This window comes from Arthrobacter sp. NPDC058130 (assembly GCF_042884475.1).
Classification (GTDB): domain Bacteria; phylum Actinomycetota; class Actinomycetes; order Actinomycetales; family Micrococcaceae; genus Arthrobacter.
Window position 1 is genome coordinate 66,066 of record NZ_JBHVTV010000013.1, and the last position, 13,232, is coordinate 79,297.

10 protein-coding genes are annotated in these 13,232 nt (G+C 63.8%); 4 read left to right on the plus strand and 6 right to left on the minus strand.

The genetic code is table 11. The annotated features are described in order from the left end of the window. The first annotated feature begins 83 nt into the window (after nucleotides 1–83). Nucleotides 84–1,928 (plus strand): phosphoenolpyruvate carboxykinase (GTP), encoded by a 1,845-nt coding sequence (locus ACFVTM_RS18885; RefSeq protein WP_390205437.1) that lies wholly within the window; start codon nucleotides 84–86, stop codon nucleotides 1,926–1,928. 157 nt (nucleotides 1,929–2,085) lie between these two features. Here the strand turns inward: ACFVTM_RS18885 and lpdA are convergent, their stop codons facing one another. The 5 genes from lpdA to ACFVTM_RS18910 all read right to left on the minus strand — a co-directional run bounded on the left by lpdA (nucleotide 2,086) and on the right by ACFVTM_RS18910 (nucleotide 8,126). Further along, nucleotides 2,086–3,486, minus strand: a complete 1,401-nt coding sequence (lpdA, locus tag ACFVTM_RS18890) for a dihydrolipoyl dehydrogenase (RefSeq protein WP_390205439.1) — start codon at nucleotides 3,484–3,486, stop codon at nucleotides 2,086–2,088. 64 nt (nucleotides 3,487–3,550) lie between these two features. Then, complete coding sequence (locus tag ACFVTM_RS18895; protein WP_390205440.1) at nucleotides 3,551–4,288, minus strand: ANTAR domain-containing protein; 738 nt, start codon at nucleotides 4,286–4,288, stop codon at nucleotides 3,551–3,553. Between the two features lie 433 nt (nucleotides 4,289–4,721). Then, complete coding sequence (locus ACFVTM_RS18900; RefSeq protein ID WP_390205441.1) at nucleotides 4,722–5,576, minus strand: fumarylacetoacetate hydrolase family protein; 855 nt, start codon at nucleotides 5,574–5,576, stop codon at nucleotides 4,722–4,724. Nucleotides 5,577–5,702: 126 nt separating this feature from the next. Beyond that, nucleotides 5,703–6,614 carry a dihydrodipicolinate synthase family protein gene (locus ACFVTM_RS18905; protein ID WP_390205443.1) on the minus strand — a complete coding sequence of 304 codons (912 nt, stop codon included), beginning with the start codon at nucleotides 6,612–6,614 and terminating at the stop codon, nucleotides 5,703–5,705. 33 nt (nucleotides 6,615–6,647) lie between these two features. Further along, a complete protein-coding gene (locus ACFVTM_RS18910; RefSeq protein WP_390205445.1) occupies nucleotides 6,648–8,126 on the minus strand; it encodes an MFS transporter in 1,479 nt (492 codons plus the stop codon). A gap of 260 nt (nucleotides 8,127–8,386) precedes the next feature. On the opposite strand from ACFVTM_RS18910, the gene ACFVTM_RS18915 reads away from it, so the two are divergent. After that, entirely contained in the window at nucleotides 8,387–9,601 is a 1,215-nt protein-coding gene (locus ACFVTM_RS18915) for an alpha-hydroxy acid oxidase (RefSeq protein ID WP_390205447.1), read from the plus strand. A gap of 43 nt (nucleotides 9,602–9,644) precedes the next feature. Here the strand turns inward: ACFVTM_RS18915 and ACFVTM_RS18920 are convergent, their stop codons facing one another. Next, entirely contained in the window at nucleotides 9,645–10,400 is a 756-nt protein-coding gene (locus tag ACFVTM_RS18920) for an IclR family transcriptional regulator (protein WP_390205448.1), read from the minus strand. A 177-nt stretch (nucleotides 10,401–10,577) separates the two neighbouring features. Between ACFVTM_RS18920 and ACFVTM_RS18925 the strand changes: the two genes are divergently transcribed. Beyond that, the gene (locus ACFVTM_RS18925) at nucleotides 10,578–12,047 is read left to right on the plus strand and encodes an aldehyde dehydrogenase (NADP(+)) (protein WP_390205449.1); all 1,470 of its coding nucleotides are present in this window, start codon (nucleotides 10,578–10,580) and stop codon (nucleotides 12,045–12,047) included. Then, on the plus strand, nucleotides 12,044–13,231 hold the full coding sequence (locus ACFVTM_RS18930) for a fumarylacetoacetate hydrolase family protein (protein WP_390205450.1): 1,188 nt from the start codon (nucleotides 12,044–12,046) through the stop codon (nucleotides 13,229–13,231). The genes ACFVTM_RS18925 and ACFVTM_RS18930 overlap by 4 nt, the downstream gene beginning before the upstream one ends. Nucleotide 13,232 lies beyond the last annotated feature (1 nt).

Consider the following 13,232-nt stretch of genomic DNA (forward strand, 5'->3'; position numbering starts at 1 on the left):
CATCCCATGTCCGGGCCAGAAATCGGACCCCCGGCTCGCCCTAGCATTTAGGCACACCACTGAACCCGAGGAAGGGAACCGTAATGGGAGATCTGGCGCGACTGCCGTTGCTTGAAAAAGCACCCACCACACATGCCGGTCTGCTGGCATGGGTAGAAGAGGTGGCTGAACTTACCCAGCCGGACCGGATCTACTGGGTTAACGGGTCGGACGAGGAAAACACTCGGCTCACCGACGAGCTCGTAGCCGCAGGCACCCTGACCCGGCTCAACGAGGAACTGTTCCCCAAATCCTTCGCGGCGTTCTCCGACCCCGCTGACGTGGCCCGCGTCGAGGAGCAGACCTTCATCTGCTCCGAGAAGGAACACGACGCCGGCTTCACCAACAACTGGATGGCCCCGGCGCAGATGAAGGAAAAGCTGCGCGGCCTGTTCGCCGGCTCCATGCGCGGCCGCACCATGTACGTGATCCCGTTCGTCATGGGCCACCTGGACGCCGAGGACCCCAAGTTCGGCGTCGAGATCACCGACAGTGCCTACGTTGTGGCCTCCATGCGCATCATGGCCACTATCGGCACCAAGGTCCTCGAGAAGATCACCGCGACCAACGCGTTCTTCGTCCCCGCACTGCACTCCCTGGGCGCCCCGCTGGCCCCCGGCCAGGCTGATGTCCCGTGGCCCTGCAACCCGGACAAGTGGATTGTCCACTTCCCGGAGGAACGCTCCATCTGGTCCTTCGGCTCCGGCTACGGCGGCAACGCCCTGCTCGGCAAGAAGTGCTTCGCCCTGCGCATCGCCTCGGTGATGGCCCGCGACGAAGGCTGGCTCGCCGAGCACATGCTCATCCTGAAGCTGACTTCGCCGGAGAAGAAGACGTACTACGTCTCGGCCGCCTTCCCCTCGGCCTGCGGCAAGACCAACCTTGCGTTGCTCGATCCCACTATTGAGGGCTGGAAGGTGGAGACCCTCGGTGACGACATCACCTGGATGCGGTTCGGCAAGGAAGGCGAGCTCCGCGCCGTCAACCCCGAGGCCGGACTCTTCGGGGTCGCTCCGGGCACCGGCTGGGGCACCAACCCCAACGCGATGCGCGCCATCGCCAAGGGCCACAGCATCTTCACCAACGTGGCGCTGACCGACGACGGCGGCGTGTGGTGGGAGGGCATGACCGAGGAAGTGCCCGCGCACCTCACCGACTGGCAGGGCAACTCCTGGACGCCGGATTCGGACAAGCCCGCCGCCCACCCGAACTCCCGCTTCTGCACGCCGATCGACCAGATCGACATGCTCGCCGAGGAGTACTACAACCCGGACGGCGTCGAGCTTTCAGCGATCCTCTTCGGCGGCCGCCGCAAGACCACCATCCCGCTGGTCACCGAAGCGCGCAGCTGGTCCAACGGCATATTCATGGGTTCCACCCTGTCCTCCGAGACCACCGCAGCCGCAGCCGGCGCCGTCGGCGTTGTCCGCCGGGATCCGATGGCCATGCTGCCCTTCATCGGCTACGACGCAGGCGATTACCTGAACCACTGGGTCAACTTGTCCGCCAAGGCCAACTCCCTTGGACAGAACCGGCTGCCCAAGATCTTCCTGGTCAACTGGTTCCGCCGCAATTCCGAGGGCGGATTCGCCTGGCCCGGATTTGGTGACAACGCCCGGGTCCTGAAGTGGGCCATCGAACGCCTCGAGGGCAAGGCCGACGCCGTGGAGACCCCCATCGGGTTCGTCCCCACCGCTGATGCGATCGACCTCAAGGGCCTGGACATGACCCCGGCCCAGGTTGAAGAGGCCGTCCGTGTCGACCCCGCGGAGTGGACCACCGAGCTGGCCTCGATCGAAGACTGGTTCGCCAACTTCGGCAGCTCGCTGCCTGAGGCGCTGCGCGCTGAACTCGCAGGACTGAAGGAGCGCATGGCTGCCGAGCAGTAGCAGCCGGCACAACAGCACCTATAACAGTGCAATAGCGACGGCGGCCCCGCATCTTCCCCAAGATGCGGGGCCGCCGTCGTCACATAGCTGGCAGACGTCGAGTCTGGCCGCACGGCTGGGATCGGGCCGAGATCGGTAATGAAGGTTCCGATGCGGTTTAGAAGTTGATCATGTGCCCGGTGAGTCCGTGGAAGCACTCCTGCAAGGCCTCGCTAAGGGTCGGGTGTGTATGGATGTTGCGTGCGAGTTCGGTGGCTGTCAGGTCCCATTTCTGGGCAAGGGTCAGTTCTGGCAGCAGTTCGGAGACATCGGGTCCGATGAGGTGTGCGCCGAGCAGTTCGCCGTGTTCGGCATCGGCGACGAGTTTGACGAATCCCGTGGTGTCGCCGAGGCCATGAGCTTTGCCATTGGCGCTGAATGGGAAGGTGCTGATCGTGACGTCGTGGCCCTCCTCGCGTGCCTGTTGTTCGGTCAGGCCGAAGCTGGCAACCTGTGGCTGGCAAAATGTGGCCCGCGGCATCATCCGGTAATCACCGATGGTCATGGTTTCAGCTCCGGCGATGGTCTCTGCCGCGACGACGCCCTGCGCTTCGGCGACGTGAGCGAGTTGGAGTTTGGCTGTCACGTCGCCGATTGCGTAGATGTGCGTGATGTTAGTGCGCATAAAGTCATCAATCGCGACCGCCCCGCGGTCCGTGAGCTCCACGCCCGTGTTTTCCAGGCCGAAGCCGGTGGTCATTGGCGCGAATCCGATCGACATCAGTACGCGGTCCGCTTCGATGCTTCCGGGGGCGCCGCTGCTTCCGGTGTAGGTGACGGTGACGGCGGAACCGTGATCGGTCACTTTTTCGACCTTTGTCGAGGTGAGGATCTTCACTCCCAGCCTCTTGTACTGTTTGGCGATGTCCTTGGAGATGTCCGAGTCTTCGTTGGGAAGGGCGCGGTCGAGAAATTCGATGATGGTTACTTCCACCCCGTAGTTGCGTAGGACGTACGCGAATTCCATCCCGATGGCGCCGGCCCCGACAATCACGATCGACCGGGGCAAGGTGCGGTCCAAGATTTGGCGCTCGTAGGTGACGACGTTGTCGCTGAGTTCGACTCCGGGCAGCAGCCGCACGGTCGACCCGGTGGCGATGATGGCGTTCTCGAAGGTAATGGTTGTCGTTTCGCCGGAGTTGAGGGCCACCGCAAGGGTGTGTCCGTCGATGAAGGAGCCGCGCCCGTCGTATTCGGAGATCGTGTTCTTCTTCATCAGGAAGTGCACGCCCTTGACCCGTCCATCGGCGACTTCGCGGCTGCGGTCGACGGCCGCGCCGAAGTCGAAGGTGACGTCCCCGGAGATTCCGAATGTTTTCGCTTGGGTGTGGAAAATGTGGGCGAGTTCTGCGTTGCGCAGCAAAGCCTTGGAGGGGATGCAACCAATGTTCAGGCAGACACCGCCCCAGTATTTCTCTTCCACGACAGCCACGGACAAACCGAGCTGAGCGGCGCGGATGGCCGCGACGTAGCCGCCCGGGCCGCCGCCGAGACACACGACATCAAAGTGTTCGCTCAATGCTAACAACTCTCCTCAAATGGCCGGCACGTCGTGGACCCGCCGGATTTGGGCTTAAACAGGTCTAGGCGTCGAAGCCGGGGGCCTTCTGCGGCGGCCCTGCGGCGCGGTCCACTATGGATTGTGCGATGACGTAAAGCTTTTGGTTCCTGTCATTGGAGGCGCGGGTGAGGAATTCAAAGGCCTCGTCCTTGCTGCAGCGGTTTTGCGCCATGATCACCCCGCAGGCCAGATCTATGACGGATCTGTTTTCCATGGCGGCTTTGAGATCATGGCCGCGCTGCTCCGCGGCGGCGATCTTGATGGCAAGTCGCAGGGCCTTGCTGGCCATCTCGGCGAAGAGCGCGGCACCGGCAACCACCTCCCCGGTGAACGCCCCGGGGACCGGGGAGAAGAAGTTCAGGACCGCTCCCCAGCTGTCGTCCGTGCTCATGGGGATACCCAGCGCGCTGCTGATACCGGCGGCGGTGAGCGCGGTGCGGTACTCGGGCCAGCGCGGATCGGAGGAGACATCACCGAGCAGGACCGGCACGCCCCCTTCCAAAGCATCTACGCATGGCCCGTCGCCCAGGGCCTGCTCGATTCTGTCCAACACGACGGCTCTGTCGCTGCTGCCCCCAATGGTTGCGGCGCGCTTGTGCCTGCGCAATGTCACCGCGCATTCGATGTTCACGCCGGTGGCGCTGGTCATCGAGGCGGCCGCGAAAGCGGTCATGCCGTCCAGGACGGACTTGATGTCCGCACTGCCGGCTATCAGGTTGATGAGCTGCTCGAAATCGTCCGCTAACTCCTCGGCTACCATGTCCTCAATCTAGAGACAGGGGGCGAGGACCACAACACCGGAATTCTGCTTTTTGGCGCCCACGGCCGTAGCACGCCTCGGCCGCGCATCGATCGAGCGGGAGTCCTCTGCCAACTCAGCCAGTGCCCGCGGCGGCGGCGGACGGAGGGTGTCCGCGGATGTGGCCCACCCCCGATAGTCGCTGGGCCACATCCGCGGGTTCTATTCCGTTCCGGTGCTGGTGCCGGAACGGCTGCCTCCGGCGTGGTCACGCCGCGGAGGCGGACCGGGGGCCGTTGACGGCGCCGGGGCAGCGGCAGGCCATGTTTGATGCAGACCAAGACCCTTTTGAGCTGAAATCCACGAGTAATCCTTGAAATGGTGGGACGGGTTGAGCGGGCCGGCGATAAACCAGAGGCCGGAGAGCTGGGAGCCGGTGCCGCGGCCGGATTTCCTACCTCCGGAAGTGGGCCAGTTTCTGTTCTTGCCTGCCCAGCTTTTCAATGGAGAGCTCCATCCGGTCGCCGTCACGAAGGTAGGGGAATTTCCCGGAGAGCGCCACTCCCTCTGGTGTGCCGGTGTTGATGACGTCGCCGGGATCAAGCACCAAATATTGAGACAGGTGCCAGATGATGTGGGCCACGGAAAAGAGCATGTCCGAGGTGTTGGAATCCTGCCGCGTCTCGCCGTTGACGGTGGAACGGAGCGAGAGTTGCTGTGGATCTCCCACTTCGTCCGCGGGCACCAGGGCCGGGCCCAGGGGGTTGAACGTTGCACAGCACTTGCCTTTGGACCACTGGCCCCCGGAGTGTTCCACCTGGTAGCTGCGCTCGGAGACATCATTGCTCACCGCGTAGCCGGCCACGTACTCCAGCGCCTCCTCAGGGGAAGCGAGGTAGGAGGCTTCTTTTCCGATGATGACGGCGAGCTCCACCTCCCAATCCACTTTGTCCGCTCCTTTCGGGATCACGACTTCGTCGTAGGCACCGATGACGGTGTTGGGGTGCTTGAAGAAGAGGATCGGGACGGAGGGGGCAGCATCGCCCGATTCTGCGGCGTGCGCAGCGTAGTTCTGACCGATGCAGAGCACAGCCCCCGGTTTTGCGACAGGGGCCCCGACGCGCATGGCGTTGGCGCCGGCCAGCTCCGGCAGCCCGGCATTCAGCGCCCTTCGGGCTCTGGCTATCCCGTCTGCGGCGAGGAAGGCGCCGTCGATATCGGTTGTCACCGAGCGCAGGTCAAAGTACTTTCCGTGCTGCGTGACAACCGGAATTTCCTGACCGGGCTCGCCGAGCCGCATGAGCTGCATGTGAATTGTCCTTGTTTGGGTTCTGCTACGTGAATTTCGAGGTCAGCCGGCGGCACCGGTGGGACTATCGAAGGCCGGGATCAGCAGGATGGCTCGCTGTGGCACGCTGGTCCCGGCCCTCATCTTTTAAGCCCAGCGGAGGACCAGCGGATCATGGCGTTTCGCCAGTTCGATGAGCTGGGAACGCGTGTCCGGATGAAGCTCCCCGATTGGTGCCCTGGTTTTGTCGCTGCCGATGATGTTGCCCTCCTTCATCAGCACTTTTGTCGCCCGCAGCCCGCACTGCCGGTTTTCGAAGTGGATGAAGGGGAGCAGGTCTTCCCAGTGACGAACCGCTTCGTCCCGCCGTCCGGCATGGAAATCCCTGACGATCTGGCCCAGCTCATCCGGCACCATGCAGCTGCTCATGGTGCCCTGGGCTCCGGCCTCAAGGTCCGGGATGAGGGTGATTGCTTCCTCTCCGTCGAAAGGTCCGGGCAGGTCATTGCCCGCTGCCGCTATCAGGGCGCGCAGTTTGTCCGCAGACTGGGGCATTTCGACTTTGACGTACTTGACCTGGGGGATTTCCCGGGCCAAGCGTGCCAGCAACGGTACGGACAGCACCGTTGGGCTCATCGGCGCATCCTGGATCATGATGTCGATCTCCACGCCGTCGGACACGCGCCGGAAGTACTCCACGATCGCCTCGTCGTCAACCTTCATCGTGGCGCCGAAGAACGGCGGCATGAGCATGAGAAGGGAGGCGCCCATTTCCTGGGCCCGCAGGTTGCGCTTACGGGCTATCCGGGCGCTGAAGTGGCTGGTCGTCACGCACACGGGGAGCCTGCCGGCGGCCTGGTCCAGGGTCGCGGCCAGGACGAGCTCGCGCTCCTGGTCCGTCAGGGAAAACTGTTCGGAGTAGTTGGCGAGGATGCAGACAGCGTCGGACCCTCCGTCCACCAGGTAGTCCACCACCCGGCGCTGGCCTTCGAGGTCCAGTTCTTCATTGTCGGTGAATATGGTGGGTGCTACTGGCATTACGCCCTTGATGACGCTCATGGTGTGGTGTTTTCCTTGCTCTTGAGTGTCACGTCAGGACTTGGCCAGCGCGGGGGCCAGCTCCGTCTCGTAGTCTTCGGCGTCAACGTCCCGGCCGTGCGGATCCCATTTGTTGACGAGGATGACCACGATGGCAATTGCCGGGACGACTGCGAGGACGAGCAGCGCCCGGGTGCCCCACGCGGCGGTGGCGAGCGGCCAGAACACGAGTCCAGCAATGGCGCCGAGGCGGATGCCGATCTGAGTGAAGCCTGTTCCGGCGCCCCGGAGCGACGTCGGGTAGGACATGGTGGCCATGGTCATGCCTTGGGCGCCGGGGCCGGCGGCGTGACAAAAGATGAGCAGGCCAATGACGATGGCTCCGACCCATGACCAGATTCCCTCGACATTGCTGAGGTTGCCGGCGATGACCATGCAGAGGAAGGTGCCGCAGAATCCGTACAGCGACAGTTTGCGGGGCCCAATCTTGCCGGACAGTTTCGCTCCCAGGAAGCCACCGGTGACGCCGAAGCAAAGGTTGAGGATCAGGGAGGAAATAATGTTCGTCATGACGTTCTGGGTGTGCAGCATCGCCAGCACGATTTGCCCGACGAAGAAGCCGACGGCGTAGTACTCCATGGCCTGGCCCGCGTTGATGACGCCGGCGAGGACCGTGCGTGCACGGTACTGCTTGCTGACGAGCTTGCCCCATGCCGCGGTCATCGTCATTTTGAACTGCTTGCGCTCTGCGCGGGGGTCGACAGCGTCAGGAGCAACTTCGGCGTCCACCCCGTAGGTCTTTTTGAGGATCTTTGCGGCTTCGTGGAGTCCGAGGTTCTGCGCGGCCCAGGAGGGCGATTCAGCCATATACTTCTGGCGGAAGACCATGATCAGGAGGGCCGGTACAGCGCCGAAGCCGACGACGATCCGCCACATGTGGTTTTCGCCCCAGTTCATGGACTGGAAAAGGAAGTACACGGGGATCAGCAGGGCAAACGTTGACGCGACGGCCACGTACCACATGGGCTGCCACAGGGAGACCGTGCCGCCCTTCTTTTTGCTGGACGCATATTCCGCGAGGAAGCTGAATGCCACCGGGAAGTCGACGCCGATGCCCACGCCCATGATGAACCTGGCGATGATCAGGGTCCACACGTCCGGCGCCAGGGCGCAGGCAATGGCGGCCACGACAAAGAACACCATGTCGGCCATGAAGACCTTGAAGCGTCCGAGCTTGTCCACGAAGTATCCGCCGACGACGGATCCGACCAGCGCGCCGACCATGATCGAAGCGGAGACAACCGCCAGCATGGCGGGCGTCAGATGGAAGTCTTTGGCGATATACGGCATCCCAAAGGCCAGCGAAGTGAAGTCGTACGCGTCCAGGAAGATGCCGCCCAGCGCGATCAGGGTGATGGCGAAGGACTTGCCTGTGCGCAGCTGACCGCTGTTGATCAGTGCTGTCACATCCTGGGCCGAACGCAGGACAATTCTTTTACCCGCCTGCACGGGAGAAACCGGACCGTCTGTCATTGACGTATTCCTTTCGTGGACACACTACCTTGTGTGTTCTAAATTTCGAACGTTGATCGAAGTGATGGCGAAACTGCTATCAGGTCATGGTGACTGGGATCACCCGAAAGTCTAGGGATGTCGGCAGGGGCGCGTCAAGAGGCGTGCCATTCTCGCCCAAAACGGGATGCTTGACCCCAACCCGGTGACCCGCGTCATGGTTGCATCGTTCCAGCAGTAGGACGCTAAACTAAATTTCGAACAACGAAGGAGTTGCACCAATGAACGATCGTCAAATACCCAAATGGTCTGAACTGCGCGAACTGTTGCAGTTCCGCAGGCTCGAGCTGGACCCGGTGGAGCGCAGGCTCGCCCGCGCCTTCACCATTGCGGACCTTCGCGAGGGGGCCAGAAAAACCACGCCGCGAGCGGTGTTTAACTACACCGACGGTGCGGCCGAAGAGGAGATCACGATCGCCCGCTGCCGCCAGGCTTTCCGGGACATCGAGTTCGTACCCTCGGTTCTTCGCGACGTTTCGAGCCCTGATCCGACCACTGAGATCTTCGGCAAGCAGTTGGCCTTCCCGCTCGTGCTCGCACCGACGGGTTACACCCGCATGATGCACAACGACGGCGAAAAGGCCGTGGCCAGGGTGGCTGCCCGCTACAACGTCCCGTACACGCTGTCTACGGTCGGGACCACGACGGTCGAAGACCTTGCCGAGGCCGCACCCGACGGCAACAACTGGTTCCAGCTCTATGTCGCCAAAGACCGGGCGAAAACAGTCGAACTTGTCGACCGGGTCATAGCGAGCGGCTACACCACCCTCATGGTGACTGTCGACACCCAGGTCGGAGGCTCAAGGGTCCGGGAACTGCGGGACGGGCTCACCATTCCGCCGGCGCTGTCCGTCGGAACCTTTGCCGACATGGCGACCCACCCGAGCTGGTGGTTCGACAAGCTGACCACTGCGCCGATCGAGTTTGCCTCGCTCCGCGGATTCTCCGGTAACTCTGCGGAGGTTGCGGATCAGATTTTCGACCCGGGGCTCACCTTTGAGGACATCGCCTGGCTTCGCACAGTGTGGCCCCACAAGCTCCTGGTCAAGGGCATCCAAAGCGTGGCCGACGCGGAGCGCGTCGTGGAGCTCGGCTGCGACGGCGTCGTGCTGTCCAATCACGGGGGGCGTCAGCTCGACCGCTCACCGACGGTACTGCGGATTCTTCCCGTCGTCCGCGAGCGCCTCGGCTCCGGTCCGGTCGTGCTGATCGACAGCGGCGTGATGTCCGGAAGCGACATCCTGGCGGCCGTCGGGCTCGGCGCCGACGCGGCAATGGTCGGCCGGGCATACCTGTACGGCCTGATGGCCGGAGGGGAACGAGGAGTGTCCCGCGCGCTGGAGATCCTTCGCGGCCAGTACGTCAGGTCCATGCAGTTGCTGGGCGTGAAGACGACCGCTGGCGTGAGCCGGGACCATGTCTCGTTTGTGGACTGACTCCGGTGCCGCGCACCGCCGTCGCGGTCCCGGCCCATCCAGGTCAGAGGTAACCAAGCTCCGCGCTGAGCTGTTCCGCGCCCTCCGAGGCAAAGGCGCCCCACTCTGCCGGGGAACGCTGGTTCCAGCGCATATCCGGGACCGAGATGCTGAGTGCGGCCACCACCGCTCCCGTGTGGTCCCGGATGGGAGCGGCCACACAGGAGACGTCCGGGTTGGACTCGCCCGCTTCAAAGGCCACGCCGCTGGCACGGATCTGGTCGAGTTGATTCGCCAGCACATGCGGCTCCGTAATGCTGCGGGGAGTCAGCTTGGCCAGTCCCTTCCGCAGGAGTCGGCTGCGTTCGGCCTCCGGCAGATGCGCCAGGAGCGCTTTGCCTACGGCGGTGCAACTGGCCGGAACCCGCCCGCCCATCCGGGAGACCATCCGCACGGACTGGGTGCTGTCGACTTTGCAGACGTAGACGACGTCGGGTCCTTCAAGAATCCCGACATGCACCGTTTCGTCGCACTGCCGGGCGACCGACTCCGCGACCCGCAGGCCAACGGAATGCAGGTCAAGCCGCTCGGCGAAGGCGTTGCCGAGCCGGAACACGCTAAGCCCCAGATGGTAGGTGGCGGTGATGTCGTCCCGTCGGAGGTACCTCCGCTCGGCCAGCGTCGTGAGGAGCTCGTGGACGGTGGTCCGCGGAAGGCCGGTCCGCTGGACGACTTCCGGAGCCGTCAACCCGTGGCGGGCATCCAGAAAAAGTTCCAAAACATCGAGACTCCGAAGGACAGCGGGAGTCAGACGTGCCACAGCAAAACCCTCTTTCTAGGCTCCGGATCTTCCAGGGCCGAAAATCCATAATACAACCCAAGTTCGAAATTTCGCACAGTGAACGAAAGTCGCCGCCGCAACCGTTCATGCGGCAGCGTGACATCCAGTGCGGAGCAGACAACCTACGGGCCGCAGGCCCCCGGAAGGAACAGAGCCATGACCACAACACTCGAGCAGGCCAACGACCAGATCGTCGCCGCGCACAATGCCTATGAGCAGGCCAAAGAGGTCTCCCCGCGGCAGCGCGCGGACTGGTTGGCAGAAATTGCCTCTGCCCTGGAAGCCAACGCCGATGAGCTGGTGGCCCTGGGGCAGCAGGAGACCCATCTTGACGAGGGCCGCCTCCGTTTCGAGCTGCGGCGGTCCGTGTTCCAACTTCGGCTGTTCATGGAGGAAATCATCCAGGGCGAACACCTGGGCGCCACCATCGACCACGCAGATCCGTCCTGGGGTATGGGCCCGAGGCCTGACATCCGGCGCGTCTCCGTACCCCTCGGCGTCGTGGGCGTTTTTGGCGCCTCCAACTTCCCCTTCGCTTTCAGTGTGATGGGCGGAGACAGCGCCTCGGCGCTTGCGGCGGGATGTGCAGTGGTGCACAAGGTGCATGAGGGGCACCTCCAGCTGGCTCTTCGGACCGGGGCCGTCGTTGAGGAAGCCCTCGTGAAGGCCGGGGCGCCGGCGGGGCTTTTCTCGACCGTCGTCGGCCGCCAGGCGGCGGAGACGCTGGTGGACCACCCGCTGGTGAAGGCCATTGGATTTACGGGCTCAACCGCCGGCGGCCGTGCGCTTTTCGACCGGGCCTCCCGGCGCCCCAGTCCCATCCCCTTTTACGGCGAACTGGGCAGCATCAATCCGGTCTTTGTCACCGAGGCGGCGTGGAGCGCGAGGCGCGAGCAGATCCTTACGGGTTACGCGGCATCGTTCACCATGGGCATGGGCCAGTTCTGCACAAAGCCCGGCCTGCTCTTCGCCCCGGTCGATGCCGCCGACGACATCGCGGAGGTCCTCCACCGGGAGCTCAGAACCAAGCAAGCCAGCCCGTTGCTCAGCCCGAGGCTGCGCGAGGGATTCGACAAGGCGCTCAATACCGTGCGCTCGACCCCGGGGGTTGATGTGCTGGTCGCCGGGGATGATTCCGAGGCGCCCCGGCCCACTGTACTTGTGACCACAGCGGAGGAAGTCCGGCAGCGGCCCGAAATTCTGGAGCAGGAGATGTTCGGCCCGGCGACCCTGCTCATCCGTTACACCCCCGGGACGGACCTGGCCGGCATCGCAGCCTTGCTGGACGGGCAGCTGACGGCCACCGTCCAGGCGGAGCCCGAAGAGGACGTCAATGAGTTGCTCTCTGTACTGCGTGAACGGTCAGGGCGCCTGCTCTGGAACGCCTGGCCCACCGGAGTGACCGTATCGTACGCGCAACACCACGGCGGCCCCTACCCCGCGACCACGGCCACCACAACGTCGGTCGGCACGGCAGCGATCGGCCGGTTCATGCGGCCCGTTGCGTACGACTCCTTTCCGTCCTCGCAGTTGCCCGAACCGCTGCGGGATGACAATCCGTGGCGGATCCGCCGCCGGGTTGACGGCGCCTGGGAGTCCGCTGCTGCAGGGGAGGCAAGCAAATGAGCCAGACGACGACGCCGCAGCAAATCCTTCCCGTCGACGCGGAGGACGCGATCCTCATCGGCCGGGTCTGGGACCCGGCCACTCAAGGCCCCCGGGTGGTTCATGTCCGGGGCGAAGAGGTTTACGATCTGACGCCCGAGGTCCGTACGGTCGCTGAACTCATGGAACATGAGGACCCGGCAAACAGGGTGCTGCGTGCCGCGGGCACTCCGCGCTGGACGCTCGCCGAAGTCGTGGAAGCGTCCGTCCAGCAGGACCGCAGCAGGCCCCACCTGCTGGCCCCGATCGATCTTCAGGTGGTCAAGGCCTGCGGAGTGACCTTTGTTGAGAGCATGATCGAAAGGGTCATCGAAGAGCGGTGCGGCGGTGATTTCAATCGGGCCGCAGAGGTCCGGAACACTGTCGCCGACGTCCTCGGCGGCAGCCTGCGCTCCCTTCGGCCCGGATCCGACCAGGCGCAGGAGGCCAAGAAAGTACTGACGGCCCAAGGGATGTGGTCACAGTATCTTGAAGTGGGTCTCGGGCCGGACCCTGAGGTGTTCACGAAAGCCCCGGTTCTGTCCTCTGTTGGGTATGGAACCGGCATAGGCATTCCCAGCTTCTCCTCTTGGAACAATCCGGAGCCCGAGCTGGTGCTTATCCTCGACTCTGCCGGCCGGGCCAGGGGCGCAACTTTGGGCAATGACGTGAACCTCCGGGACGTGGAGGGGCGCAGCGCTTTGTTGCTCGGCATGGCAAAGGACAACAACGCCTCCTGCGCCGTCGGCCCGTTCATCCGGCTGTTCCACGACGGCTTCACGCTGGACTCCCTCCGGACCGAAGAGATCACGCTCACGGTGGATGGAGAGGACGGTTACCGGCTGGAAGGCAGGAACAGCCTGGCACGCATCAGCCGCCCCTTCGAGGAACTGATCCGGGCCGCGCACGGCAGGCACCACCAGTACCCCGACGGGTTCGCGCTCTTCACAGGGACACTGTTCGCTCCCACCCAGGACCGGGACACGGAGGGCCTCGGCTTCACCCACAAGGACGGCGACCTCGTCACGATCAGCAGCCCCCTGCTTGGTGCGCTCATCAACCGGACCGGGCAAACGGAACAAATGCAACCTTGGACCTTCGGGATCAGGGCTCTCTTTGCCTACCTCGCAAACTTGTCCGAGACCGAGCCGCTACAGCTGAAGTAGA